Source organism: Streptomyces sp. NPDC031340 (assembly GCF_055569945.1).
Map to the genome: position 1 here is coordinate 82,032 of NZ_JBVIIE010000014.1, position 24,634 is coordinate 106,665.

General features: G+C 71.3%; 24 protein-coding genes. 13 read left to right on the forward strand and 11 right to left on the reverse strand.

Annotated features, from left to right (window positions below; genetic code table 11):
- Nucleotides 1-55: 55 nt before the first annotated feature.
- From dprA to ACZ5GT_RS13335, 3 genes are all read left to right on the forward strand, one after another.
- Nucleotides 56-1,228 (forward strand): DNA-processing protein DprA, encoded by a 1,173-nt coding sequence (dprA, locus tag ACZ5GT_RS13325; RefSeq protein WP_469020811.1) that lies wholly within the window; start codon nucleotides 56-58, stop codon nucleotides 1,226-1,228.
- A gap of 288 nt (nucleotides 1,229-1,516) precedes the next feature.
- On the forward strand, nucleotides 1,517-2,359 hold the full coding sequence (gene whiG, locus ACZ5GT_RS13330; protein WP_469020513.1) for an RNA polymerase sigma factor WhiG: 843 nt from the start codon (nucleotides 1,517-1,519) through the stop codon (nucleotides 2,357-2,359).
- A 72-nt stretch (nucleotides 2,360-2,431) separates the two neighbouring features.
- Nucleotides 2,432-2,989 (forward strand): TetR/AcrR family transcriptional regulator, encoded by a 558-nt coding sequence (locus tag ACZ5GT_RS13335; RefSeq protein ID WP_469020813.1) that lies wholly within the window; start codon nucleotides 2,432-2,434, stop codon nucleotides 2,987-2,989.
- A gap of 268 nt (nucleotides 2,990-3,257) precedes the next feature.
- Here the strand turns inward: ACZ5GT_RS13335 and ACZ5GT_RS13340 are convergent, their stop codons facing one another.
- On the reverse strand, nucleotides 3,258-3,824 hold the full coding sequence (locus ACZ5GT_RS13340; RefSeq protein ID WP_469020520.1) for a murein hydrolase activator EnvC family protein: 567 nt from the start codon (nucleotides 3,822-3,824) through the stop codon (nucleotides 3,258-3,260).
- 271 nt (nucleotides 3,825-4,095) lie between these two features.
- On the opposite strand from ACZ5GT_RS13340, the gene rpsB reads away from it, so the two are divergent.
- The 5 genes from rpsB (at nucleotide 4,096) to ACZ5GT_RS13365 (ending at nucleotide 8,804) form a co-directional block, all read left to right on the forward strand.
- Nucleotides 4,096-5,013 carry a 30S ribosomal protein S2 gene (rpsB, locus tag ACZ5GT_RS13345; RefSeq protein WP_469020524.1) on the forward strand — a complete coding sequence of 306 codons (918 nt, stop codon included), beginning with the start codon at nucleotides 4,096-4,098 and terminating at the stop codon, nucleotides 5,011-5,013.
- Between the two features lie 200 nt (nucleotides 5,014-5,213).
- Nucleotides 5,214-6,050: a translation elongation factor Ts gene (gene tsf, locus ACZ5GT_RS13350; RefSeq protein ID WP_469020529.1), complete on the forward strand. Its 837-nt coding sequence runs from the start codon at nucleotides 5,214-5,216 to the stop codon at nucleotides 6,048-6,050.
- Between the two features lie 186 nt (nucleotides 6,051-6,236).
- Entirely contained in the window at nucleotides 6,237-6,995 is a 759-nt protein-coding gene (gene pyrH / locus ACZ5GT_RS13355; RefSeq protein WP_469020531.1) for a UMP kinase, read from the forward strand.
- A gap of 127 nt (nucleotides 6,996-7,122) precedes the next feature.
- On the forward strand, nucleotides 7,123-7,680 hold the full coding sequence (gene frr, locus ACZ5GT_RS13360) for a ribosome recycling factor (protein ID WP_324788892.1): 558 nt from the start codon (nucleotides 7,123-7,125) through the stop codon (nucleotides 7,678-7,680).
- Nucleotides 7,680-8,804, forward strand: a complete 1,125-nt coding sequence (locus tag ACZ5GT_RS13365) for a phosphatidate cytidylyltransferase (protein WP_469020535.1) — start codon at nucleotides 7,680-7,682, stop codon at nucleotides 8,802-8,804. The genes frr and ACZ5GT_RS13365 overlap by 1 nt, the downstream gene beginning before the upstream one ends.
- Here ACZ5GT_RS13365 and ACZ5GT_RS13370 read toward each other — a convergent pair.
- Entirely contained in the window at nucleotides 8,725-10,029 is a 1,305-nt protein-coding gene (locus tag ACZ5GT_RS13370) for a PP2C family protein-serine/threonine phosphatase (protein WP_469020538.1), read from the reverse strand. The genes ACZ5GT_RS13365 and ACZ5GT_RS13370 overlap by 80 nt on opposite strands.
- 246 nt (nucleotides 10,030-10,275) lie before the next feature.
- Between ACZ5GT_RS13370 and rlmN the strand changes: the two genes are divergently transcribed.
- The 4 genes from rlmN to ACZ5GT_RS13390 all read left to right on the forward strand — a co-directional run bounded on the left by rlmN (nucleotide 10,276) and on the right by ACZ5GT_RS13390 (nucleotide 15,372).
- Nucleotides 10,276-11,382 carry a dual-specificity RNA methyltransferase RlmN gene (gene rlmN, locus ACZ5GT_RS13375; RefSeq protein WP_469020541.1) on the forward strand — a complete coding sequence of 369 codons (1,107 nt, stop codon included), beginning with the start codon at nucleotides 10,276-10,278 and terminating at the stop codon, nucleotides 11,380-11,382.
- A 223-nt stretch (nucleotides 11,383-11,605) separates the two neighbouring features.
- The gene (locus tag ACZ5GT_RS13380; protein WP_469020547.1) at nucleotides 11,606-12,688 is read left to right on the forward strand and encodes a thiamine ABC transporter substrate-binding protein; all 1,083 of its coding nucleotides are present in this window, start codon (nucleotides 11,606-11,608) and stop codon (nucleotides 12,686-12,688) included.
- 62 nt (nucleotides 12,689-12,750) lie between these two features.
- Entirely contained in the window at nucleotides 12,751-14,352 is a 1,602-nt protein-coding gene (locus ACZ5GT_RS13385) for an ABC transporter permease (protein ID WP_469020553.1), read from the forward strand.
- Nucleotides 14,353-15,372 carry an ABC transporter ATP-binding protein gene (locus ACZ5GT_RS13390; RefSeq protein WP_469020558.1) on the forward strand — a complete coding sequence of 340 codons (1,020 nt, stop codon included), beginning with the start codon at nucleotides 14,353-14,355 and terminating at the stop codon, nucleotides 15,370-15,372.
- A gap of 101 nt (nucleotides 15,373-15,473) precedes the next feature.
- Here the strand turns inward: ACZ5GT_RS13390 and ACZ5GT_RS13395 are convergent, their stop codons facing one another.
- The 8 genes from ACZ5GT_RS13395 to ACZ5GT_RS13430 all read right to left on the reverse strand — a co-directional run bounded on the left by ACZ5GT_RS13395 (nucleotide 15,474) and on the right by ACZ5GT_RS13430 (nucleotide 22,111).
- Entirely contained in the window at nucleotides 15,474-16,178 is a 705-nt protein-coding gene (locus ACZ5GT_RS13395) for an LAETG motif-containing sortase-dependent surface protein (protein ID WP_469020561.1), read from the reverse strand.
- 158 nt (nucleotides 16,179-16,336) lie between these two features.
- Entirely contained in the window at nucleotides 16,337-17,458 is a 1,122-nt protein-coding gene (locus ACZ5GT_RS13400; protein WP_469020564.1) for an LOG family protein, read from the reverse strand.
- 26 nt (nucleotides 17,459-17,484) lie between these two features.
- Nucleotides 17,485-17,892 carry a VOC family protein gene (locus ACZ5GT_RS13405; RefSeq protein ID WP_469020567.1) on the reverse strand — a complete coding sequence of 136 codons (408 nt, stop codon included), beginning with the start codon at nucleotides 17,890-17,892 and terminating at the stop codon, nucleotides 17,485-17,487.
- Between the two features lie 95 nt (nucleotides 17,893-17,987).
- Nucleotides 17,988-18,539 carry a hypothetical protein gene (locus tag ACZ5GT_RS13410; protein ID WP_469020570.1) on the reverse strand — a complete coding sequence of 184 codons (552 nt, stop codon included), beginning with the start codon at nucleotides 18,537-18,539 and terminating at the stop codon, nucleotides 17,988-17,990.
- A complete protein-coding gene (locus ACZ5GT_RS13415) occupies nucleotides 18,482-19,315 on the reverse strand; it encodes a hypothetical protein (protein ID WP_469020573.1) in 834 nt (277 codons plus the stop codon). Before ACZ5GT_RS13415 ends, ACZ5GT_RS13410 begins: the two co-directional genes overlap by 58 nt.
- The gene (locus tag ACZ5GT_RS13420) at nucleotides 19,297-20,037 is read right to left on the reverse strand and encodes an ABC transporter ATP-binding protein (RefSeq protein ID WP_469020575.1); all 741 of its coding nucleotides are present in this window, start codon (nucleotides 20,035-20,037) and stop codon (nucleotides 19,297-19,299) included. The genes ACZ5GT_RS13415 and ACZ5GT_RS13420 overlap by 19 nt, the downstream gene beginning before the upstream one ends.
- Nucleotides 20,038-20,228: 191 nt before the next feature.
- Nucleotides 20,229-21,611 carry an aspartate aminotransferase family protein gene (locus tag ACZ5GT_RS13425; RefSeq protein WP_469020578.1) on the reverse strand — a complete coding sequence of 461 codons (1,383 nt, stop codon included), beginning with the start codon at nucleotides 21,609-21,611 and terminating at the stop codon, nucleotides 20,229-20,231.
- Nucleotides 21,596-22,111 (reverse strand): Lrp/AsnC family transcriptional regulator, encoded by a 516-nt coding sequence (locus tag ACZ5GT_RS13430; RefSeq protein WP_469020581.1) that lies wholly within the window; start codon nucleotides 22,109-22,111, stop codon nucleotides 21,596-21,598. The genes ACZ5GT_RS13425 and ACZ5GT_RS13430 overlap by 16 nt, the downstream gene beginning before the upstream one ends.
- A gap of 169 nt (nucleotides 22,112-22,280) precedes the next feature.
- Between ACZ5GT_RS13430 and ACZ5GT_RS13435 the strand changes: the two genes are divergently transcribed.
- Nucleotides 22,281-23,720, forward strand: a complete 1,440-nt coding sequence (locus ACZ5GT_RS13435) for a gamma-aminobutyraldehyde dehydrogenase (RefSeq protein ID WP_469020584.1) — start codon at nucleotides 22,281-22,283, stop codon at nucleotides 23,718-23,720.
- An 83-nt stretch (nucleotides 23,721-23,803) separates the two neighbouring features.
- On the opposite strand, the gene ACZ5GT_RS13440 is transcribed toward ACZ5GT_RS13435, so the two are convergent.
- On the reverse strand, nucleotides 23,804-24,463 hold the full coding sequence (locus ACZ5GT_RS13440) for a YceI family protein (protein WP_469020589.1): 660 nt from the start codon (nucleotides 24,461-24,463) through the stop codon (nucleotides 23,804-23,806).
- Nucleotides 24,464-24,634: the final 171 nt, after the last annotated feature.

Below are 24,634 nucleotides of genomic sequence, written 5' to 3' on the forward strand. Positions count from 1 at the left end.
CCTCGACCGGAACCGGGACAGCGACGTGCGGCAAAGCGACCACTGCGAACGCGACATGCGGAGCGACGACCGGGACAGCGACGACCGCGACCGTGAGCTGCTCGCCCGTGTCTTCCTCGCCCGTGTCGCCGAGCCGGGCGACGAGGCCGTGGGGCGCTGGGTGCGGGAGTACGGGGTCCGCGAGGTCGCCCGGCGCCTGGCGGGGGACCGTGCGCCGCTGCCGGGGATCAGCCGGCGGCGGTGGGACGGGCTGCGGGCCCGGGCCGAGCGTGCCGACGCCCGGCAGGACCTGGCCCTGGCCGCTGACGTGGGAGCGCGGTTCGTGGCGCCCGGCGACGTGGAGTGGCCGGGGCAGCTCGACGACCTGGGGGACGCGCGGCCCCTGGGCCTGTGGGTCCGGGGGCGGCCCAGCCTGCGGATGTGGGCGCTCAGATCGGTCGCCGTCGTGGGCGCCCGCGCCTGCACCGAGTACGGCGCGCACATGGCCGCCGACCTCGCCGCGGGCCTCGCCGAACGCGGCTGGGTGGTGGTCTCCGGCGGTGCCTACGGAGTCGACGGCGCCGCCCACCGGGGCGCGCTCGGGGCCGGCGGCGCCACCGTCGCCGTCCTCGCCTGCGGGGTCGACCGGCCCTACCCCCGCGGTCACACCGCGCTGATCACCAGGATCGCGGAGCAGGGACTCGTGGTCGGGGAGCTGCCGCCCGGTGATCATCCGACGCCGAGCAGGTTCATCGTGCGCAACAGGGTGATCGCCGCGCTGACCCGGGGCACCGTGGTCGTCGAGGCCGCCTGCCGGAGCGGCTCGCTGGCCACGGCGCGGGCCGCGCAGCGCCTGGGCCGCCACACGATGGGCGTCCCGGGGCCGGCGACCAGCAGCCTCTCCGCGGGCGTGCACGAACTGCTGCGCTCCGAGGCTGTCCTGGTCACCGACGTCGCGGAGGTCGTCGAACTGGTCGGCGACATGGGAGAACTGGCGCCCGCACGCCACGGCCCGGTTCTGCCCCGCGATCTCCTCGAACCCGCGGCCCGCCGTGTCCTCGCCGCGCTGCCCGGCCACGGCGCCGCGCTGCCCGGCGAGATCGCGCGCGGCGCGCAGACCACGCAGGACGACGCCGTCGCGAGACTGTACGAACTCCGGTCACTCGGTTACGTCGAACGACATGGCGATGGCTGGAAGTTGACACGCCAGGCGATGATCTCGGTCCGCGCGGACCGCGACCGGTGCTGACCGAGCGTGTTCGGCCGTCCGGGGGAGGCCGGACACCTGTGGAAATTCCCGCAGTTGGCACCCTGCTGTCATCACCCAGAGCGATCGGCGCGACCCCGCGGACGCCTCACGGAACGTATCTGCGGAGGCGCGGCACTCCGCCCTTCGCGCACCGCGACGCCGCAGTCACGCTACGCTCACGAGGATTCCGGCGCAGACCGGCCATGGCAGGCAATCTCGACACTCGACACCCAAGCGACAGCTCCCCCAGGCATCCCCACTTCACGGCAGAACGGCACAAGGCGACGAATGCCCCAGCACACCTCCGGGTCCGACCGGGCGGCGATCCCCCCAGCCGCCCGCGACGGTGGCAGCGTGCGGCCGCCCGCTCCCTCGACGCTCGACGAGCTGTGGCGGTCGTACAAGGCGACGGGAGACGAGCGGCTGCGGGAGCAGCTGATCCTGCACTACTCGCCCCTGGTGAAGTACGTGGCGGGCCGGGTGAGCGTCGGTCTGCCGCCCAACGTGGAACAGGCCGACTTCGTCTCCTCCGGGGTCTTCGGGCTCATCGACGCGATCGAGAAGTTCGACGTCGACCGGGAGACCAAGTTCGAGACGTACGCGATCACCCGCATCAGGGGCGCGATGATCGACGAACTGCGGGCGCTCGACTGGATCCCGCGGTCGGTACGGCAGAAGGCGCGCAACGTGGAGCGGGCCTACGCCGCGCTGGAGGCACGGCTCAGGCGCACCCCGAGCGAGGGGGAGGTGGCCGCCGAACTGGGCGTCACCGTGGAGGAACTCCATTCGGTGTTCAGCCAGTTGTCGCTGGCCAACGTGGTGGCCCTGGAGGAGCTGCTGCACGTCGGGGGAGAGGGCGGGGACGGGCTCAGCGTCATGGACACGCTGGAGGACACCGCCGCCGCCGACCCCGTGGAGGTCGCCGAGGACCGGGAGCTCAGACGGTTTCTGGCGCGGGCGATCAACACGCTGCCCGAACGCGAGAAGACCGTCGTCACGCTCTACTACTACGAGGGGCTCACGCTCGCCGAGATCGGCAACGTGCTTGGCGTCACCGAGAGCCGGGTCAGCCAGATCCACACCAAGTCGGTGCTGCAGCTGCGGGCGAAGCTGGCGGGCTTCGGCCGCTGAACGACGCGTCACTCCCGCCAGCGGCGGCGCGTCCGTAAAGTGGTCGCCGTGCCAAGGATTCGAGCGGCCTCCGTGGCCGAGCACAGGTCGATGCAGCGAGCCGCCCTGCTGGACGCGGCCCGGTCCCTGTTGTCCGCGGGCGGGACGGAGGCGCTGACCTTCCCGGCCCTCGCCGAGCGCACGGGCCTCGCGCGGTCGTCGGTGTACGAGTACTTTCGCTCGCGCGCCGCGGTCGTCGAGGAGCTGTGCGAGGTCGACTTCCCCGTCTGGGCGGCGGAGGTCTCGGCGGCGATGGACCTCGAGCGCACGCCCGAGGCCAAGGTCGAGGCGTATGTGCGCAGGCAGCTGGCGCTGGTGGGCGACCGGCGGCACCGGGCCGTGGTCGCGATCTCGGCGAGCGAACTCGACGCCGGCGCCCGGGAGAAGATCCGGGCCGCGCACGGCGGCCTGGTCGCGCTGATCGTCGAGGCCCTCGGCGAGATGGGGCATGCCGAGCCGCGGCTGGCCGCGATGCTGCTCCAGGGCGTCGTGGACGCGGCCGTACGGCGGATCGAGCTGGGGGCGGCCGAGGACCCGGCGGCGATCACGGAGGCGGCCGTGGCGATGGCCCTGCGAGGCGTACGCGGCTGACCCCGCACCAGCCGTACACGGTCGCCGCAGAAGAAGGTACCCGGTCCGGACGTCGGCGTGGCCCGGTCATGCCCTCGCCACTGGTCGCGGCCGTGGCGGCGGCTCAGCCACCTCCCGGCAGCAGGACAGCTTCGCGGCGTGCGGAACCCGGCGTGCGGCACTGAGCACCGTCGTGGCGCGCAGCGGCTACGGCCCGCCCGGCGGCAGCGGCAGCGGCAGCGCCCCGGCCCGGGTTACGGCAGCGGCAGTGGCTGCGCCCCGCCCGGGGCTACGGCAGCGGTACGCCCAGTACCGGCAGCAGGCGGGACGGTCCCCGGCCCAGCAGCCATGGCGGCAGCAGTGACAGCGGGTCGAGGTAGGTTCCGCCCCGGAGCAGCCCCCAGTGCACGCACGTCACCGCGCAGTGCGCCGCCGGCTCCACCGTGCCCACCACCTCGCCCCCCGCCACGTCGTCACCCGTCCGCACCGACGCCCGCACCGGCTCGTACGTCGTCCGCAGTCCGGTGCCGGTCAGCGCCACCGAGACCACGCCCCGGCCCGCCACCCGGCCCGCGAAGGACACCCGGCCCCCCGCCACCGCCCGTACCGGCGTCCCGGCCGGCGCCGCCAGGTCCACGCCCCGGTGCCCCGGGCCGTACACCGTGGCCGGGGGTTCCCAGCCGCGCAGCACCGCCGGCCGGCCGCCCACCGGCCAGACCCGGGCGGCGGCGGGCACCGGAGGATCCGACCCGGTCGGCGTAACCGGGGCGTCCGCCCACGCCCAGGGCGCCAGGACGGCCGACACCACCCCCAGCAGCACCGCGCCCGCCCGGCCCGCGTCTCGTTTCGCTCGCATGCCGGAACCGTCCCGCATCCCTGCCCGCCGGGGCCGGAACCTGTGGACGACCGCCCGGTTGTGGACAGCGGCGTCACCCGGCACCTCGCCGGTCCCGTACACTTCTTCTGGCGATCCGGGTCACCGGGTCGACTTCGCACGCCCCGACACCTGGTGATCACAAGCCGGAGTCAGCGCCCCTCGGTCCTTTGCGGCACGGCGCACGCGGGCGTCAGGCGCGGGAGCCGTCCGGCTTCCGCGGCACAACCGAGAAAATCAAGGAGATACGGCCATGGCCGTCGTCACGATGCGGGAGCTGCTGGAGAGCGGCGTCCACTTCGGTCACCAGACCCGTCGCTGGAACCCGAAGATGAAGCGCTTCATCTTCACCGAGCGCAACGGCATCTACATCATCGACCTGCTCCAGTCGCTGTCGTACATCGACCGCGCCTACGAGTTCGTCAAGGAGACCGTCGCCCACGGCGGCACGGTCATGTTCGTCGGCACGAAGAAGCAGGCGCAGGAGGCCATCGCCGAGCAGGCCACCCGCGTCGGCATGCCCTTCGTCAACCAGCGCTGGCTGGGCGGCATGCTCACCAACTTCTCCACCGTCTACAAGCGCCTGCAGCGCCTGAAGGAGCTGGAGCAGATCGACTTCGAGGACGTCGCGTCCTCCGGTCTGACCAAGAAGGAGCTCCTGGTCCTCTCGCGTGAGAAGGCCAAGCTGGAGAAGACCCTCGGCGGTATCCGCGAGATGCAGAAGGTGCCCAGCGCCGTCTGGATCGTGGACACCAAGAAGGAGCACATCGCGGTCGGCGAGGCCCGGAAGCTCAACATCCCGGTCGTCGCGATCCTCGACACCAACTGCGACCCCGACGAGGTCGACTACAAGATCCCGGGCAACGACGACGCCATCCGCTCCGTCACCCTGCTCACCCGTGTGATCGCCGACGCCGTCGCCGAGGGCCTCATCGCCCGTTCCGGCGTCGCCACCGGTGACAAGGGCGAGAAGGCCGCGGGCGAGCCGCTCGCCGAGTGGGAGCGCGACCTGCTCGAGGGCGAGAAGAAGGCGGACGAGGCCGAGAAGCCGGCCGAGGCCGCCGCTGAGGCTCCGGCTGCCGAGGCCCCCGCCGCGGAGGCCGCGGAGGCCGCCGAGGCTCCCGCCGCGGAAGCTGCCGAGGCTCCCGCCGCCGAGGCCGAGCAGGCCTGACCCGTCAGCGTCCGTGGTGACGGCGGGAGCGGTACCGCATCAGGTACGCCTCCGGGGCGGTGAAGACCGCCCCCGGCGTGGTGCGGACCGCCCCCGCCGTTCACCCGTGGATCAGCGGAGCGTCAACGGCATCCGTCTTGATGAGTGCCGCGAACCCCGCAGATCTTCGATCTTCCAGACTTCGAGAAAGATTCAGACTCATGGCGAACTACACCGCCGCCGACGTCAAGAAGCTTCGTGAGCTCACCGGCGCCGGCATGATGGACTGCAAGAAGGCGCTGGACGAGGCCGAAGGCAACGTCGACAAGGCCGTCGAGGCGCTGCGCATCAAGGGCCAGAAGGGCGTCGCCAAGCGCGAGGGCCGCTCCGCCGAGAACGGCGCCGTGGTCTCCATCATCGCCGACGACAACTCCTCCGGCGTCCTGGTCGAGCTGAAGTGCGAGACGGACTTCGTCGCCAAGGGCGACAAGTTCCAGGCCGTGGCCAAGGCCATCGCCGAGCACGTGGCCAAGACCTCCCCGGCCGACATCGAGGCCCTGCTCGCCTCCGAGATCGAGGCCGGCAAGACCGTCCAGGCGTTCGTCGACGAGGCCAACGCCAACCTCGGTGAGAAGATCGTCCTGGACCGCTTCGCGCAGTTCACGGACGGCTACGTGACGGCGTACATGCACCGCACGATGCCTGACCTGCCCCCGCAGATCGGTGTCCTCGTCGAGTTCGACAAGGAGAACGCCGAGGTCGCCAAGGGCGTCGCCCAGCACATCGCCGCCTTCGCGCCGAAGTACCTCTCCAAGGAGGACGTCCCGGCCGACGTCGTCGAGTCCGAGCGCCGCATCGCCGAGGAGACCACCCGCGCCGAGGGCAAGCCCGAGGCCGCGATCGGCAAGATCGTCGAGGGTCGCCTCAACGGCTTCTTCAAGGACGCCACGCTGCTCGGCCAGCCGTACGCGCTCGACAACAAGAAGTCCGTCCAGAAGGTCCTGGACGAGGCCGGTGTCACCCTGAAGCGCTTCACGCGCATCAAGGTCGGCATCTGAGTCCGTGCCGCGACGGGTACTCGATCCCTATAGGGTCGGTAGCAGTCGTCCGCGTACGCCGTCGGGTACGCGTGCGTGACGGACAGCAGAACTGACGAGGAGGCCATTGCCGAGCAAGGGTTGCGAACCACCCCCACCGGCAGTGGCCTTCTTCGTATGTGCAACACGTGAAAGAGGCGGATCTCGATGACCACCAAGCCCCAGAAGAGCGACGACGGCAAAGTACGCGGCCGGTTTCTGCTGAAGCTGTCCGGAGAGGCCTTCTCCGGCGGCGGGGGCCTGGGCGTCGACCCCGACGTGGTGCACAAGATCGCCCGCGAGATCGCGGCCGTCGTGCGCGACGGCGCGGAGATCGCGGTCGTCATCGGCGGCGGTAACTTCTTCCGCGGCGCCGAACTCCAGCAGCGCGGCATGGACCGGGCCCGCTCGGACTACATGGGCATGCTCGGCACGGTGATGAACTGCCTCGCCCTCCAGGACTTCCTGGAGAAGGAGGGCATCGACAGCCGGGTGCAGACCGCCATCACCATGGGCCAGGTCGCCGAGCCGTACATCCCGCTGCGCGCCGTGCGCCACCTGGAGAAGGGCCGCGTGGTCATCTTCGGCGCCGGCATGGGCATGCCGTACTTCTCCACCGACACCACCGCCGCCCAGCGCGCCCTGGAGATCGACGCCGAGGCGCTGCTGATGGGCAAGAACGGCGTGGACGGGGTCTACGACTCCGACCCGAAGACCAACCCGGACGCCGTCAAGTTCGACTCCCTCGGCTACGGCGAGGTCATCACGCGCGAGCTCAAGGTCGCCGACGCCACCGCCATCACGCTGTGCCGCGACAACAAGCTCCCCATCCTCGTCTTCGAGCTCCTGGCGGAGGGCAATATCGCCCGCGCCGTCAAGGGTGAGAAGATCGGCACGCTGGTGGGTGACCAAGGCAGCCAGGGCTGAGGAGCCTGACCGGGGGATGGACAATGTCCCGCCGGTCGGGAACCGTTCAGAAGAAGACGCGACGAAGCCGGCCGCCGCCCCCACCAAGGACGCAGCCGGGCCTACTCAAGACACGCAGGAGCAAGTGGTGATCGAAGAGACCCTCCTCGAGGCCGAGGAGAAGATGGAGAAGGCCGTCGTGGTCGCCAAGGAGGACTTCGCCGCGATCCGCACCGGCCGTGCGCACCCGGCGATGTTCAACAAGATCGTGGCCGACTACTACGGTGCGCCGACGCCGATCAACCAGCTGGCTTCGTTCTCCGTGCCGGAGCCGCGCATGGCGGTCGTGACGCCGTTCGACAAGACCGCGCTGCGCAACATCGAGCAGGCGATCCGCGACTCCGACCTGGGCGTCAACCCCAGCAACGACGGCAACATCATCCGCGTGGTGTTCCCCGAGCTGACCGAGGAGCGCCGCCGCGACTACATCAAGGTCGCCAAGCACAAGGCGGAGGACGCGCGCGTGTCCATCCGCTCCGTGCGCCGCAAGGCCAAGGACGCCATCGACAAGCTGATCAAGGACGGCGAGATCGGCGAGGACGAGGGCCGGCGCGCGGAGAAGGAGCTCGACGACACCACGCACAAGTACGTCGCCCAGGTGGACGAGCTCCTCAAGCACAAGGAAGCAGAGCTGCTCGAGGTCTGATGAACGACTCTTCCTGGGGGGCGCCGCCACAAGCCGGGTACTGGGGGCCCTCTGAGCAGGGACCTGCCCAGGGGGCCGCCCCGGCGGGGCCCGCGTACGATGCGCCTGAGACGCAGCAGACCCGCCCCATGCCCATCGTGCCCGACCTGCCCGCCCATGGCGGACACCAGGATGACGACCGGGGGGCCGCTCGGCTGAGCGGCCCTTTGTTCCGCGACGACACCACGTCGGCGCAGCCGCGAGCGGCGGCGCCGCAGAATCCGGAGCCCATGCCCGACGCCCCTCAGCCCGCACCCCGGCGGCAGAAGAAGAGCGCGGGGCGCGACCTGAGCGCGGCGATAGGCGTCGGCGTCGGGCTCGGCGTGGTGATCATCGCGTCGCTGTTCGTCGTCAAGGCCGCCTTCGTGGGTGTGATCGCGGCCGCCGTCGTGGTGGGCCTGTGGGAACTGACGAGCCGGCTGGCGGAACGCAAGCAGATCAAGGCGCCGCTGGTGCCGCTCGCGGTCGGCGGCGCGGCGATGGTCGTCGCCGGGTACCTGTGGGGCGCCGAGGGCGCGTGGGTGGCGATGGCGCTGACCTCGCTGGCGGTCCTGGTCTGGCGCATGGCCCAGCCGCCGGAGGGCTATCTCAAGGACGTCACGGCGGGCGTGTTCGCCGCGTTCTACGTGCCGTTCCTGGCGTCGTTCGTCGCGCTGCTGCTGACCGCCGCCGACGGGCCGTGGCGCGTCCTGACGTTCCTGGTGCTGACCGTCGTCAGCGACACCGGCGCGTACGCCGTCGGCTGGCGTTTCGGCACGCACAAGCTGGCCCCGCGGATCAGTCCCGGCAAGACCCGCGAGGGCCTGCTCGGAGCGGTGTCGTTCGCGATGGTGGCGGGCGCGCTGTGCATGCAGTTCCTGATCGACGACGGCACCTGGTGGCAGGGCCTGGTCCTGGGCCTCGCGGTCGCCGTCAGCGCGACCCTGGGCGACCTCGGCGAGTCGATGATCAAGCGGGACCTGGGCATCAAGGACATGGGCACGCTGCTGCCGGGGCACGGCGGCATCATGGACCGGCTGGACTCCCTGCTCCCGACGGCGCCGGTGGTGTGGCTGCTGATGGTGGCCTTCGTCGGGTCCGGCTGACGGGCGCCGGCCGGGTCCGCCTCACGGGGGACGCGTCGGGCTCGCCGTCGAGCGAGTCCGACCGCGCGCTCGCGGGACGGCCGGCGGTGGGCTCGGGCGCCGGGGTGCGCTGGATGGCCACCATGGCCACGTCGTCGGTGAGCGGTCCGTCCACGTACCGGCGGAGGTCGGCGCGGACCGCGGCCAACAGGGCTTCCGGGGGCAGATCGGTCCAGTTCCGCAACCGGTCGGCGAGCGGGTAGAAGTCGCCGGCCGGGTTCCGTGCCTCGGTCACGCCGTCGGTGTAGAGCACCAGGGTGGCGCCCGGCGGGAAGTCGGCGGTGTCCACCACCACCTCCCCGCCGTTGAGGTCCTCGAGGCCCAACGGCGGCACCGGTACCGTCGGCTCCAGCGCCGTGACCTTTCCGTCGTGCAGGAGCAGCGGCTCGGGATGCCCCAGATTCACCAGGCGCATCGGCCCCTTGTCGGGCAGCTCGCACACGACAGCGGTCACGAACGACTCCTCCGCGTACGCACCGGGACCGCAGGGAGACGCCTCGGCCGCGGCGGACAGCTCCCGGACGTCCTCGCGGAACCCCGCCGACAGCTCCCGCACCATCGTCGTGAGCGAACTGCCGTGCCGGACCGAGTGCCGGAAGCCGTTCAGCACCGAGCTGACCATGTCCAGCGAGGCCAGCCCCTTGCCCTGCACGTCGCCGAGCAGGAGCCGGGAACAGTCCCCGTGCCGGGCCATCGCGTACAGGTCCCCGCCGACGGCGGCCTCCTCGTCCGCCGACTCGTACAGCGAGGCCACGTCGAAGGACCCGACCCGGCGCGGCAGCGGATGCAGCAGCACCCGCTGGGTGACCTCCGCGACCCAGCGGGCCCGTGCCAGCTGGCGCTCCCTGTGCACCCGCACGGAGGCGGCGGCCACGGCGGCCACGATGATCAGGGCGGTGGTGATCATCTGGACCAGGAAGTTCTCGGTGCTCAGCTGCTGGTTGGACCAGGAGGCCAGGACCACGCACGGCAGCGTCACCGCGGACACTCCGACCACACCCGCCGGAGCACAGAGCGCCGCCGCGAACGTGGGCGCCGCCACCATCAGTGGTCCCAGACGGATGGCGGGCGTGTTGAGCACGTCGATCACCAGGAGAAACAAGGGGAAGAGCGAGATCGCCACCGCAGGGGGCACGAGCGCCCTCCGGGTGCCGGCGCGCGACCGCCTGCCGAGGATCTTTCGCATTATTACGCCCACCTCCGGCCCCCGCGCCTGGTTGTCATCATGTCCGCCATCACCACGAACCGTCACTTCAAGAAAACGGGCACCGCCCGCAGGAGAAAAGGGGCTGTTGGTCCCTTAAGTCGGGAAATGCCCCGCAGCACTTCCCTTTCTTCGCGCACGCGCCGTCCGGATGCATGGACCCCGCAGGGGTCACGCACCTCCGGACCGGACGGGGGGCCGACTCCGATCTGCGACACTGGTAGCACCATGCCCAAGCCCGGAGAACTCACTTTCGTCGCGCCCCGCGGAGCCAAGAAGCCGCCGCGGCACCTTGCCGATCTCACGCCTGCCGAGCGCAAGGAGGCGGTGGCCGAGATCGGGGAGAAGCCGTTCCGTGCCAAGCAGCTCTCGCAGCACTACTTCGCGCGGTACGCGCACGATCCGGCGGAGTGGACCGACATCCCCGCGGGGTCGCGGGACAGGCTGCGGGAGGCGCTGCTTCCCGAGCTGATGACGGTCGTCCGGCACCTGTCGACCGATCAGGGCACCACCCGCAAGACGCTGTGGCGGCTGTTCGACGGCACGCTCGTGGAGTCGGTGCTGATGCGCTACCCGGACCGGGTGACCATGTGCATCAGCTCGCAGGCGGGGTGCGGGATGAACTGCCCGTTCTGCGCGACCGGGCAGGCGGGGCTGGACCGGAACCTGTCGACCGCCGAGATCGTGCACCAGATCGTCGACGGGATGCGGGCGCTCAGGGACGGGGAGGTCCCCGGCGGGCCCGCCCGGCTGTCCAACATCGTCTTCATGGGCATGGGCGAGCCCCTCGCCAACTACAAGCGGGTCGTGCAGGCGGTCCGGGCGCTCACCGACCCCGCGCCGGACGGGCTCGGGCTTTCGCAGCGCGGGATCACCGTCTCCACGGTCGGTCTGGTGCCCGCCATCCACCGGTTCTCCGACGAGGGCTTCAAGTGCCGGCTCGCGATCTCGCTGCACGCCCCCGACGACGAACTGCGCGACACCCTCGTCCCGGTCAACACGCGGTGGAAGGTGCGCGAGGTGCTCGACGCCGGGTTCGAGTACGCGGAGAAGTCGGGACGCCGGCTGTCCATCGAGTACGCGCTGATCCGCGACATCAACGACCAGGCCTGGCGCGGCGACCGGCTCGGCCGGCTGCTCAAGGGCAGGCCGGTGCACGTCAACCTGATCCCGCTCAACCCGACGCCGGGCTCGAAGTGGACCGCCTCCCGGCCCGCGGACGAAAAGGCGTTCGTCGAGGCCATCGCGGCGCACGGGGTGCCGGTGACGATCCGGGACACCCGCGGGCAGGAGATCGACGGGGCGTGCGGTCAGCTGGCCGCCACCGAACGGTAGTGTGACCCCGTAAGGACTCGTAGGAAAACATCTTCATATTCCGACAGGGGAGCGCCACAGCGCTGAGAGTGCGGCAACCGGGCCGCAGACCCTCTGAACCTCGCCCAGGTCATTCTGGGTAGGAAGTTCGGTCTTCACTCGAGCTGTTGCGCCCTGCCCGGGCACCCCTCGCGGGTCCCGGGCAGGGCCGCGTCTCTTCCTGGTCAACCCCAGGAGGAATCCAGTGCACCACAAGACCCTCGTGGCCGTCGCCGCCGGGCTCGGTCTCGTCGCGCTGTCGGCGTGCGGATCGTCCGGCGGCTCCGGCGGTTCGGGCGCGACGGACTCCAAGACCGTCACCCTGGTCAGCCATGACTCGTGGGCCGTCTCCAAGAGCGTGCTGAAGGACTTCGAGAAGTCCTCCGGCTACCAGGTCAGGGTCCTCAAGGACGGCGACGCCGGCCAGGCCGTCAACAAGGCCGTCCTGACCAAGGACAACCCGCAGGGCGACGTCTTCTTCGGCGTGGACAACACCCTGCTCTCCCGGGCCCTCGACAACGGGCTGTTCCAGCCGTACCGGGCCAAGGGCTCCGACCAGGTCCTGCCCGATCACCGGGTCGACCAGGACAAGCACCGGGTCACGCCGGTCGACTACGGCGACATCTGCGTCAACTACGACAAGGCGTACTTCAGCAAGCACAAGCTGGCCCCGCCGGCGTCGTTCGGCGACCTGGTCAAGCCCGCGTACAAGAACCTCCTGGTCACCGAGAACGCCGCCACCTCCTCGCCGGGCCTGGGCTTCCTGCTCGGCACCGCCGCGGAGTACGGCGACGGGGGCTGGCAGGGTTACTGGAAGAAGCTCAAGTCCAACGGCGTGAAGGTCGTCGACGGCTGGGAGCAGGCCTACAACGAGGAGTTCTCCGGGTCGGCCGGCGGACGGAAGGCGGGCGGCGACCGTCCGCTCGTCGTGTCGTACGCCTCCTCGCCGCCCGCCGAGGTCGTCTTCGCCGACCCCAAGCCGACGACCGCGCCGACCGGGGTGTCGTACGGGACCTGCTTCCGGCAGACCGAGTACGCGGGGCTGCTGAGCAACGCGAAGAACCCTGCCGGGGGCAAGGCGTTCATCGACTTCCTGCTCACCCGGGAGTTCCAGCAGGACATGCCGCTGAACATGTTCGTCTACCCGGTGCGCAAGGGCGCGCAGGTGCCGCCGGAGTTCGTCGCGTACGGCAAGCCGGCCGCGGACCCGGAGACCCTGGCCCCCGGCAAGATCGCCGCCGACCGTGACCAGTGGGTCAAGTCGTGGACGTCGCTCGTACTGAAGTAGCGGTCCGCTCCGAGGCAGCGGTCCGCCGGACCCGTGCGGGGAACGCGGCGCGGCTCGCGCTGATGGCCGGGCCGGCCGCGTTCTTCGCGCTGTTCTTCGCCTACCCCGTCGCCGCGATCGTCGCCCGTGGGCTGAGGACGGACGGGGTGTGGCACGTCGGCCGGATCGCGGACGTGCTCGGGGAGGACGGCATCCGGCACGTGCTGTGGTTCACCACCTGGCAGGCGTTCGCCTCCACCGCGCTGACGCTGGCGGTCGCGCTCCCCGGCGCCTACGTCTTCGCCCGCCTCGACTTCCCCGGCAAGCAGGTGCTGCGGGCCGTGGTGACGGTGCCGTTCGTGCTGCCGACGGTCGTCGTCGGCACGGCGTTCCTCGCGCTGGTCGGGCGCGGCGGACTGCTCGACGCGTGGTGGGGGGTGCGGCTGGACACCACGGTGTGGGCGATCCTGCTCGCGCACGTCTTCTTCAACTACGCGGTCGTCGTCCGCACGGTGGGCGGGCTGTGGGCGCAGCTCGACCCCCGGCAGGAGGAGGCGGCGCGGATGCTCGGCGCCTCCCCGTTCGCGGCCTGGCGGCGGGTCACCCTGCCGGCGCTGGCGCCCGCGGTGGCCGCCGCCGCGCTGATGGTGTTCCTGTTCACCTTCACCTCCTTCGGCGTGGTGCAGATCCTGGGCGGTCCGGCCTTCTCCACCCTCGAAGTGGAGATCTACCGGCAGACGTCCGAGATCTTCGACCTGTCCACGGCCGCCGTCCTCACCGTCGTCCAGTTCGCGGCGGTGGGCGCGATCCTCGCCGTGCACGCCTGGACCGTACGGCGGCGGGAGACCGCGCTGCGGCTGGTGGACGCCACCGTGACCGCGCGGCGGCCGCGCGGCGCCGGGCAGTGGGGGCTGCTGGCCGGCGTCCTCGCCACGATCGCCGTCCTGCTCGTGCTGCCGCCGGCCGTCCTGGTGCAGCGCTCCCTCACCGCGCCCGGCTTCGGCTACTACCGCGCGCTGACCGGTCAGGCCGGCAACGTCTTCCTGGTCCCGCCGATCGACGCGGTCGGCAACTCCCTCCAGTACGCCCTCGCCGCCACCGCGATCGCCGTGCTGATCGGCGGCCTGGCCGCCGCCGCGCTGGCCCGCCGGGACGCCGGCCGGCTGGTCCGCGGCTTCGACGCGCTGCTGATGCTGCCGCTCGGGGTGTCCGCGGTGACCGTCGGGTTCGGGTTCCTGATCGCGCTCGACGAGCCGCCGCTGGACCTGCGCGGCTCGTGGATCCTGGTGCCGCTCGCGCAGGCCCTGGTCGGCGTCCCCTTCGTGGTGCGGACCATGCTGCCGGTGCTGCGGGCCGTGGACGCGCGGCTGCGGGAGGCGGCGGCCGTGCTCGGGGCGTCGCCGTGGCGGGTGTGGCGGGAGGTCGACCTGCCGATGGTGCGGCGGGCGCTGCTGGTCGCGGCCGGGTTCGCGTTCGCGGTGTCGCTGGGGGAGTTCGGGGCGACCGTGTTCATCGCGCGGCCGGACAACCCGACGCTGCCGGTCGCCGTGGCGCGGCTGCTGGGCCGGCCGGGCGACCTCAACTACGGGCAGGCGATGGCCCTGTCGACGATTCTCATGGTGGTGTGCGCGGCGGCGCTGCTGGTGCTGGAGCGCCTGCGCATCGAGAGGGCGGGGGAGTTGTAGATGCTGCTGAGCCTGCGGGGCGCGACCGTGCGGTTCGGGACGCGGGCCGTGCTCGACGCGGTCGACCTGGACGTCGCCGAGCACGAGACCGTGTGCGTGCTCGGGCCGAGCGGCAGCGGCAAGTCGACGCTGCTGCGGGCGGTGGCGGGGCTGCAGCCGCTGGACGCCGGGCGGGTGCTGCTCGGCGGACGGGACCAGGCGGGGGTGCCCGCGCACCGGCGCGGGGTCGGGCTGATGTTCCAGGACCATCAGCTGTTCCCGCAGCGGGACGTGGGCGGCAACGTCGCCTTCGGGCTGCGGATGCACGGCGTCGCGAAGCGGGAACAGTCGGACCGGGTAAGGGAGTTGCTCGACATGGTCGGGCTGCCGGGAGCCGCAGGGCGGGCCGTGGCCTCGCTCTCCGGCGGCGAGCAGCAGCGCGTGGCGCTGGCCCGTGCGCTCGCGCCCCGGCCGAGCCTGCTGATGCTCGACGAGCCGCTCGGCCAGCTCGACCGCTCGCTGCGGGAGCGCCTGGTCGTCGAACTGCGGGAGCTGTTCGGTGTGTTGGGCACGACCGTGCTCGCCGTGACGCACGACCAGGGCGAGGCCTTCGCGCTGGCGGACCGGGTCGTGGTGATGCGCGACGGGCGCATCGCGCAGTCCGGCACGCCGCTGGAGGTGTGGCAGCGGCCGGCGGACGCCTTCGTGGCGCGCTTCCTCGGCTTCGAGAACGTCGTCGAGGCCGCCGTGAGCGGTCAGGCCGCGGACACGCCGTGGGGCAAGGTCCCGGTGGGCGAGGGCGCTGCGCAGGGCACCCGGACCCTGCTGGTACGGCCCGCCGGGGTGCGCCTGGTGCCGGCCGACGAGGGGCTGCGCTGCACGGTCGCAGCCCGCACCTTCAAGGGCACCCACGTCGCCCTGCACCTTCAGCCGCGGGACGCCCCGCGCCTGGAGGCGGCGTGCGCGCTGCGGGAGGCGCCGGAGGCCGGGGCCACGGTGGGAGTGCGGTTCGACGCGGCGGAAGTCGTCGTGCTCGGGTGATCCGCGCGGGCCGTCGGGCCCGGAGGAGCACGTCCGGATGGACGACTGTGGCCCGCCCCCGGATACGGGGACGGGCCACAGCGGTGATACCTGGCGGGGCGTCAGCGGTTGCTGTCGGCTCCGCGGCGGCGCATGCCGAAGAACACGGCACCGCCGCCGATGACGACCAGCGCGCCCGCGATGCCGGCGATCAGGCCGGTGTTGGAGTTCGCACCGGTCTCGGCGAGGTTGGAGTCACCGGTGGCCGGGGACGGCTCGTTGTCGGCGGTGCCGGCCGGGGCGGTGCTGCTGCTCTCCGTGGCCGACGGGGTCGAAGTCGGGGTGGGGGACTCCTCGGCCGGGGTCGAGGCGGACTCCGACGGCGACGGGGTGGCCGGCGGCGTCGACTCGTCCTTCGAGCAACCCTCGGACGGAGTCGTCAGGTTCGGCTGGATGTCCTTGTCGACGATCGGGCGTTCGCCCTTGCCGGCGGTGACGTGGATCCGGTACTCGGCGTTCGGCTTCCAGTCCTCGTCGAAGGTGATGACGGTGCCTTCGCGGGAGCCCTTGACCTCCTGCTCACCGATCTTCTGCTCGTCGGCGCCGTTGTTCTCCAGGAACACGGTGATGACGGCCGGCACCCCGGAGGGGTCCTTGTCGGTGACGGTGATGACGCCCTTGGCGCCGTCGCACTTGGCTTCGGCCGAGAACTCACTGATGTTGCAGGCGAGAGCGTTGCCTGCGACACCCAGCGCGAGCGCGGTGGTCGCGGCGGCGACACCGAGGGCTCGCGCGGAACGACGGGCGGTACGGCGGGTTATGGACACGTTTTCCCTTCACGGGATGCACAACTGCGGGGGGTGGCGGAGACATGACGCCTCAACGGCTGAGGCTTCAGAATCCCCAGGAGGCTCACAGGTCTATAAGCGCTCCATAAGGAGTGTCAATCCGTAGGCCCATCCTACGCGTTGGCTTTACGCTTTTATTAATCGCAGAGACGTTTCAACGCCTCCGGAGCCTCCTCGATCCGGTCAACCAGGGCGATACGGGACTCCATCGAACGTTCCCGGGCGAGTGCCTGCAACAGGGGCCAGGCCGGCAGCCGCTCGGTCCAGTGGGCGCGGTCGACGAGCACCATCGGCGTCGGTTCGCCGCGGGACTCGTAGTAGTTGGGGGTCGCGTTGTCGAAGATCTCCTGCACGGTCCCCGCGGCGCCCGGCAGGAAGACCACACCCGCGTTGCAGCGGGCCAGCAGCCCGTCCTCGCGGGTGGCGTTGGCGAAGTACTTGGCGATGTGCGCGGCGAAGGGGTTCGGCGGCTCGTGGCCGTAGAACCAGGTCGGGATGCCGATCGAGTGGTTGCCCTTCGGCCAGCGGGTGCGCACCTCGAAGGCGCAGCGGGCCCAGTCGGTGATCGAGGGCGTGAAGGACGGCACCTTGCCGAGCAGCGCGCAGGCGTCGTCCAGCATGCCGTCCTCGTAAGGCGCCGCGTACGCGCCCAGGTTCGCCGCCTCCATCGCACCCGGGCCGCCGCCCGTCGCGACGGTGAACCCGAGGCGGCTCAGCTCGCGGCCCAGCCGGGCGGCACCGGCGTACTCCCGTGTCCCGCGCGCCATGGCGTGGCCGCCCATCACGCCCACCACCCGGGCGCCGCGCAGGAGTTCGTCGAGGGCGTCGGAGACGGAGTCGTCGTGCACGGCGCGCAGCATCGAGGCGAAGATGTCTCCGTCGGCCCTGGTCTGCTGGAACCAGGCGTAGGACAGGGCGTCGGGCGTCCGCTCGTACCCCCGCTCCAGCGAGGCGAACAGTTCGTCGGCCGTGTAGAGGCGCCCGCGGTAGGGGTCGAAGGGCAGATCCGGGACCGGCGGGAAGACCAGGGCGCCGTCCGCGCGGACCTTCGCCTCGGCCTCCTGCCGCATCGGGCAGTCGAGGAAGACGGCCCCCGCCGCGTCGGTGGTGAGCAACTCCCGCGTGCGGTCCGTCAGATCGACGCCCTGGAAGCGGTGTCCGGCGAGAGTGCCGCGGGCCGCGACGGCCGCGTCGAAGTCCTCGAGCGTCTCTATCTCGTGTCGGTCGTGATGGGCCGCATGGGCCGGGCTCGTCTGCACCGGCCCATGCTAGGCACCCCCGTCCCTCAGCCCTGCACCGCCGCCGGGTCCATCCACACGACCTCCCAGGTGTGGCCGTCGAGGTCGTCGAAGGAGCGGCCGTACATGAAGCCGTGGTCCTGCGTCTCCCCGGCGATGCTGCCGCCCGCGGCGATCGCCCGGTCGACCAGCTCGTCGACCTTCTCGCGGCTCTCGGCGCTCAGGCACACCAGCACCTCGCTGGTCTTCCGGGAGTCGGCGATCTCCTTCTTGGTGAAGGTGGCGTAGTGCTGCTTGCTGAGCAGCATCGCGATGATCGTGTCGCTGATCACCACGGAGACGCAGTCGTCCGTGCTGAACTGCGGGTTGATGGTGTAGCCGAGCTCGGTGAAGAACTTCTTGGATGCCTCGACGTCGTCGGTGGCCAGGTTCACGAAGATCATCTGCTGGTACATGGGGCCTCTCCCGTAGGTGTCGTGCCGTTCGCAGGGGTGGACCGGGGGCCGTCGCGGAACTCATCGGCGTTCCCGGATTTTTTTCGCGGGACCTCTCAGCGGGCCGGCGGGAGCGCCGCCAGCTCGGCGACGGCCAGGGTCAGCGGGCCGAAGAGGGCGAGCAGGGCGCCGGTGCGCAGCGCCGCCGCGCCGCGCAGCAGCGTGGCCGGGGCGCCCAGGCGCAGGAGCGTGGCGGTGATCTCGGTGCGGGCGTGCCTGGCCTCGGCGGCCGCGGTGAGCAGCGTGGCGCAGGCGCAGCCGGCCACCAGGACGGTGCCGAGGGCGGTGAGGGGGCCGAAGACGAGCGGCCCGGTGCCGCCGTACAGGGCCGACATGGCGTACGAGCCCGAGACGACGGCGCAGACGATGCCGAGGGGGCGGCCGATGCGGGTGGCCTCCGCCATGAGGACCCGGCCGGCCAGGAGACGCAGCGCGCCGGGGCGGACGGCCTGCACGAGCAGGCCGGTGAGGTGAGTGAGGGCCGGGGCGGCGAGGGCGAGGCCGAGGGTGGTGAGGGCCCAGCCGGCGAGCACGGCGGGGGCCGAGCCGGTCACGGCGCCGGTGAGGGAGGCGGCGGTGTTCTCGTCCCGGCTCGCGTACGCCTCCACGGCCAGGCCCGCGGCGAGGGCCGCGACGCCCCAGGGCAGGCCGGTGGGCGGCTGCTTCGGGGCGGGGACGACGGCGTGGATGCCCGGTGCCGGTGACCCCGCCGCGCCGTCCGGCCCCTGCGGGGCGCCGTCGGCCTGCGGGCCGGCCGCTGCGTCGGCCGCCGTGTGAAGTTCCGCCCGGAGTCTCGCGTCGAGCTCGGCGTCGAGTCCCGCGTCGAGTTCCGGGGCGGTCGCCGTCGGCGCGGTGGGGCGGCCGGCGGCCGCAGGTCCCGCGGCCTGAGCACCACCGCCACGGCCACCGAGGCGATCCCCGGCACCAGCGCCAGCAGGGTCAGCGTGGCCGGCAGCGGCAACGGCCGGTCCGCGGCCAGGGACCGCGCCGCCGCGCCGTCGAAGGGCAGACCGGTGAGGTCGCCGCGCAGGTGCAGGAAGACCAGCAGCGCCAGCACCGAGCCGAGGGCGGTGGACAGGGCCGTGGTGGTCGCCGAGACCGCCATCAGGCGGGCCGGACCCAGACCGATCGCCGAGAGACCGGGGCGGGGCCGGGTGCCCGGGTCGGTGCGGGCCGCCGCGACCGCGAAGTGCACGGTCGCCGCCAGCGGTGTCAGGCACCAGGCGAGGCGCAGCAGCGAGGTGCCGGGCGTGTCCGGGTGGCCCAGCGCGTGGCCGAGGGTGCACAGCAGGAGGAAGCCCGTACCCGCCGAGGCCACCGCCACCAGCAGCCGGCGCAGCTGGACGGCCGGGTGGGCGCCGCGGGTCAGACGGAGAGCGAGCACGCGGCCCGGCCTTCCGCCTCGGTGACCGGCGGCAGGTGCACGGTCTTCACGCGCCGTCCGTCCAGCAGCGACACCGTGCGGTCGGCCTGGGCCGCGGTCCGCGGGTCGTCGGTGGCCAGCACCACGGTGATGCCGTGCGAGCGGGCGGCGGTGGTGAGCGTGCGCAGCACGTGCACGCGGTCGGCGCGGTGCAGGGGAGCGGTCGGCTCGTCGGCGAACAGCACCGTGGGCTCCGGGGCCAGCGACCGCGCGATGCACACGCGCTGCCGTTCCGCCTGGAGCAGCTCGTGCGGCCGTTTGCGCGCCTTGGCGCCGACGTCGAGGCGTTCCAGCCACTCCAGGGCGGCCGTCTTGGCGCGGCGGCGGCTCGTGCCGCGCAGCATCAGAGGCAGCGCGGTGTTCTCCCAGACGTTCAGCTCGGGCACCAGGACGGGAGCGGGGTCGATCCAGCCGAAGCGGTCCCGGCGCAGTCGCTCGCGGCTCAGGGCGCCCATGGTGTGCACGGGCGTGCTGTTGAACCACACCTCGCCGCGCTGCGCCGGAAGCAGGCCGCACAGGCAGCGCAGCAGGGTCGTCTTGCCGCTGCCCCGCGGGCCGCTGAGGGCGAGGATCTCGCCCTCCCGGACGCCGAGCGAGACACCGCTGAGCGCGGGCGAGCCGTCGTTGTGCTGGTAGTGCAGGGCGCGGGCCCAGAGCACGTCGTTGTCCGGCGGGGCCACCATGGGCGTACACCTCGGTTCAGATCCGTGATTGCCGTGCCAATCCCCCGTCCGGGGGAACGAAGACAGCGCCGATCGGTCACTGGCACGCTAGGCAGCTCGCGGTGGGAGGCCGGACAGCACGCGGCCCCGGGCGCCCGTTTCTCACTCGAACGGGCGGCACCGGGGCCGTAGATGATCTTCTTGGCGGACGATCAGAGCTTCGTCCACGCCTCCGTCAGCGTCGCGCGCAGGATCTGCTCGATCTCGTCGAACGTCTCCTGGTTGGAGATCAGCGGCGGGGCGAGCTGGATGACCGGGTCGCCACGGTCGTCGGCGCGGCAGTACAGGCCGTTGTCGAAGAGGGCCTTCGACAGGAAGCCGTACAGCACCCGCTCGGTCTCCTCGTCGTTGAAGGACTGCTTGGTGGCCTTGTCCTTCACGAGCTCGATGCCGTAGAAGAAGCCGTTGCCGCGGACGTCGCCGACGATCGGCAGGTCGTGCAGCTTCTGCAGGGTGGACAGGAACGCGCCCTCGTTGTCGAGCACGTGCTGGTTGAGGTTCTCGCGCTCGAACAGGTCGAGGTTGGCGAGGCCGACCGCGGCGGAGACCGGGTGGCCGCCGAAGGTGTAGCCGTGCAGGAAGGTGTTGTCGCCCTTGTAGAACGGCTCGGCCAGCCGGTCGGAGATGATGCACGCGCCGATCGGGGAGTAGCCCGACGTCATGCCCTTGGCGCAGGTGATCATGTCCGGGACGTAGTCGAACTTGTCGCAGGCGAACATCGTGCCCAGGCGGCCGAAGGCGCAGATGACCTCGTCCGACACCAGCAGCACGTCGTACTGGTCGCAGATCTCGCGCACCCGCTGGAAGTAGCCGGGCGGCGGCGGGAAGCAGCCGCCGGCGTTCTGCACCGGCTCCAGGAAGACCGCGGCGACGGTGTCCGGGCCCTCGAAGAGGATCTGCTGCTCGATCTGGTCGGCGGCCCAGCGGCCGAAGGCCTCCGGGTCGTCGCCGAAGAGCGGGGCGCGGTAGATGTTGGTGTTCGGGACCTTGTGCGCACCCGGCACGAGCGGCTCGAAGGGGGCCTTCAGGCCCGGCAGGCCGGTGATCGACAGGGCGCCCTGCGGGGTGCCGTGGTAGGCGACCGCGCGGGAGATGACCTTGTACTTGGTCGGCTTGCCGACGAGCTTGAAGTACTGCTTGGCGAGCTTCCACGCGGTCTCGACGGCCTCGCCGCCGCCGGTGGTGAAGAACACCTTGTTCAGGTCGCCCGGGGCGTGGTCGGCGAGGCGCTCGGCCAGCTCGACGGCCTTCGGGTGGGCGTAGGACCACACCGGGAAGAAGGCCAGTTCCTGGGCCTGCTTGAAGGCGGTCTCGGCGAGCTCCGTGCGGCCGTGACCGGCCTGCACCACGAACAGGCCCGCGAGACCGTCGAGGTAGCGCTTGCCCTTGTCGTCGTAGATGTAGGTGCCCTCGCCGCGCACGATGGTGGGCACGGGCGAGTTCTCGTACGAGGACATGCGGGTGAAGTGCATCCACAGGTGGTCGTACGCGGTGCGGCTGAGGTCCTTTGAGCTCACGGTTATCGGGTTCCCCACATATAGGTCTGCTTCTTGAGCTTGAGGTAGACGAAGCTCTCGGTGGAGCGCACGCCGGGCACGGCCCGGATGCGTTTGTTGATGACGTCCAGCAGGTGGTCGTCGTCCTCGCAGACGATCTCCGCGAGGATGTCGAACGAGCCCGCGGTCATCACCACGTACTCGACTTCCGACATGTCGGTCAGCGCGTCGGCGACGGACTCGACGTCGCCCTCGACGTTGACGCCGACCATCGCCTGCCGCCGGAAACCCACGGTGAGCGGGTCGGTGACGGCGACGATCTGCATCACGCCCTGATCGAGCAGCTTCTGGACGCGCTGGCGCACGGCCGCCTCGGACAGGCCGACGGCCTTGCCGATCGCGGCGTACGGCCGGCGGCCGTCCTCCTGGAGCTGCTCGACGATGGCGAGCGAGACGGCATCCAGATGGGGGGTGCCGTTCCTGGACTCGCGGGAGTCCCTCTGGTCTGCGCTTCGACTGGCCACCAGCTCACTGTGCACGACGTCTCGACAGTTCCGCAAGGGTGAAGCAATGAAATTCGTTGTTTACGTGTCTGAGACCTGCGGATTTCGCAGCGATGATGCGAGCGGGGGTGTTGAAAACGTCGGCCCGCCGATTAGTGTGTGGGTCTCAGCAATCGGACACCAGAAACCCGACAGGAGGCCGGCAGTGAGCACCGAGCTGCGTCGTCTGCGCAACTACATCGACGGTGAGTTCCGGGACGCCGCCGACGGACGGACCACCGAGGTGGTCAACCCCGCGACGGGCGAGGCGTACGCGACCGCCCCGCTGTCCGGTCAGGCGGACGTGGACGCCGCCATGGCGGCAGCCGCCGCGGCCTTCCCGGGCTGGCGCGACACGACCCCGGCCGAGCGCCAGAAGGCTCTGCTGAAGATCGCGGACGCGTTCGAGGAGCGCGCCGAGGAACTGATCGCGGCCGAGGTGGAGAACACGGGCAAGCCGATCGGGCTCACGCGGTCCGAGGAGATCCCGCCGATGGTCGACCAGATCCGCTTCTTCGCGGGCGCGGCCCGGATGCTCGAGGGCCGCTCGGCCGGCGAGTACATGGACGGGATGACCTCGATCATCCGCCGCGAGCCGGTCGGCGTCTGCGCGCAGGTGGCGCCGTGGAACTACCCGATGATGATGGCCGTGTGGAAGTTCGCCCCGGCGATCGCGGCGGGCAACACGGTCGTCCTGAAGCCGTCGGACACCACCCCGGCCTCGACCGTGGTGATCGCCGACATCCTCGGCTCGATCCTGCCCAAGGGCGTCTTCAACGTCGTCTGCGGCGACCGTGAGACCGGCCGCATGATGGTCGAGCACCCGACCCCGGCGATGGCCTCCATCACCGGCTCCGTGCGCGCCGGCATGCAGGTCGCCGAGTCCGCCTCCAAGGACGTCAAGCGCGTCCACCTGGAGCTGGGCGGCAAGGCGCCGGTCGTGGTGTTCGAGGACACCGATATCGCCAAGGCCGTCGAGGACATCTCGGTGGCGGGCTTCTTCAACGCCGGCCAGGACTGTACGGCGGCCACCCGGGTCCTCGTGCACGAGTCCATCCACGACGAGTTCGTCGCCGCGCTCGCCAAGGCCGCGTCCGAGACGAAGACCGGTCAGCCGGACGACGAGGACGTCCTCTTCGGCCCGCTGAACAACCCCAACCAGCTCAAGCAGGTCTCCGGCTTCATCGAGCGGCTGCCCGCCCACGCCAAGGTGGAGGCCGGCGGCCGGCAGGTCGGCGACAAGGGCTACTTCTACGCCCCGACCGTCGTCTCGGGCCTGAAGCAGGACGACGAGATCATCCAGAAGGAGGTCTTCGGCCCGGTCATCACCGTCCAGTCCTTCACGGACGAGGACCAGGCGGTGGAGTGGGCCAACGGCGTCGAGTACGCGCTGGCCTCCTCCGTGTGGACCAAGGACCACGGCCGCGCGATGCGCATGTCGAAGAAGCTGGACTTCGGCTGTGTGTGGATCAACACGCACATCCCGCTGGTCGCCGAGATGCCGCACGGTGGCTTCAAGAAGTCCGGCTACGGCAAGGACCTGTCGGCGTACGGCTTCGAGGACTACACGCGGATCAAGCACGTGATGACGTCGCTGGACGCGTAGTCGTCCGCGGGCGCGGGCCCCGGACCGGGATTCCCGGTCCGGGGCCCGCGCGCTTCGTACCCGGACGTGGTCACACGCCGGTGTCAGCGGCGTGGCATCGCGCGGAGGGCGGCGATGTCGAACTGCAGGCGCACCTTCTCGCTCACCATGGCGCCGCCCTCCGCCAGCCGCGAGTTGTAGGTCAGGCCCCATTCCGAACGGTTGATGGTGGTCGTTCCGTCGAAACCCACCCGTTCGTCGCCGAACGCGTCGATGACATGGCCCAGGTAGGTCAGCTCCAGGTCGACGGGGCGGGTGGTGCTCTTGACAGTGAGGTCGCCGGTCATGACGTAGACGTCGCCGCCGGCCGGACGGACCGCCGTACTGACGAAGCGCATCCGCGGATAGGTCGCCGCGTCCAGGAAGTCGCGGTGGACCAGGTGCGCGTCGCGTTGTTCCACGCCGGTGTCGACGGACGCGGTGTTCAGCACGATCTCGGCCCGCGAGCGGGAAGGGTCGCGGCCGTCGAAGTAGAGGCGGCTCTCGTACTCCATGAAGGCGCCGCGCACCGTCGTCACCATGGCGTGGCGGACGGAGAAGCCGATACGGCTGTGCGCCGGGTCGATCAGCCACTCCCCGGTCAGCGCGGCCAGGGCCGGGTCGGGCCCGTCGGGCCGGGTGAACGCCGCTGACCGGCCCGGGACTTGGGGTGCCGTGGGGGGAGCCGGGCGGCGCGGGGGCGCGGCGCGGGTGAACAGGTTCATGATTCACGTACTTACGTCATGACAAGAGCCGCCGCAAGACACCTTCAAGACCCGCGCACAGGGTCGGCACGATTTGCCCGCAGTCCCGCGGCCCGCGTGGCTTTGCCATCTCTTTACAACCCGTCCGGTCTCCGCCTCGTCTCTCCGCTCGATCCATGACCACCCCGCCGG

Coding starts and splice junctions, on each gene's coding strand:
- dprA (WP_469020811.1), top strand. CDS start 56: ATGCGGAGCGACGACCGGGACAGCGACGACCGCGACCGTGAGCTGCTC.
- whiG (WP_469020513.1), top strand. CDS start 1,517: ATGCCCCAGCACACCTCCGGGTCCGACCGGGCGGCGATCCCCCCAGCC.
- ACZ5GT_RS13340 (WP_469020520.1), bottom strand. CDS start 3,824: ATGCGAGCGAAACGAGACGCGGGCCGGGCGGGCGCGGTGCTGCTGGGG.
- rpsB (WP_469020524.1), top strand. CDS start 4,096: ATGGCCGTCGTCACGATGCGGGAGCTGCTGGAGAGCGGCGTCCACTTC.
- tsf (WP_469020529.1), top strand. CDS start 5,214: ATGGCGAACTACACCGCCGCCGACGTCAAGAAGCTTCGTGAGCTCACC.
- pyrH (WP_469020531.1), top strand. CDS start 6,237: ATGACCACCAAGCCCCAGAAGAGCGACGACGGCAAAGTACGCGGCCGG.
- ACZ5GT_RS13365 (WP_469020535.1), top strand. CDS start 7,680: ATGAACGACTCTTCCTGGGGGGCGCCGCCACAAGCCGGGTACTGGGGG.
- ACZ5GT_RS13370 (WP_469020538.1), bottom strand. CDS start 10,029: ATGCGAAAGATCCTCGGCAGGCGGTCGCGCGCCGGCACCCGGAGGGCG.
- rlmN (WP_469020541.1), top strand. CDS start 10,276: ATGCCCAAGCCCGGAGAACTCACTTTCGTCGCGCCCCGCGGAGCCAAG.
- ACZ5GT_RS13385 (WP_469020553.1), top strand. CDS start 12,751: ATGGCCGGGCCGGCCGCGTTCTTCGCGCTGTTCTTCGCCTACCCCGTC.
- ACZ5GT_RS13390 (WP_469020558.1), top strand. CDS start 14,353: ATGCTGCTGAGCCTGCGGGGCGCGACCGTGCGGTTCGGGACGCGGGCC.
- ACZ5GT_RS13405 (WP_469020567.1), bottom strand. CDS start 17,892: ATGTACCAGCAGATGATCTTCGTGAACCTGGCCACCGACGACGTCGAG.
- ACZ5GT_RS13420 (WP_469020575.1), bottom strand. CDS start 20,037: ATGGTGGCCCCGCCGGACAACGACGTGCTCTGGGCCCGCGCCCTGCAC.
- ACZ5GT_RS13440 (WP_469020589.1), bottom strand. CDS start 24,463: ATGAACCTGTTCACCCGCGCCGCGCCCCCGCGCCGCCCGGCTCCCCCC.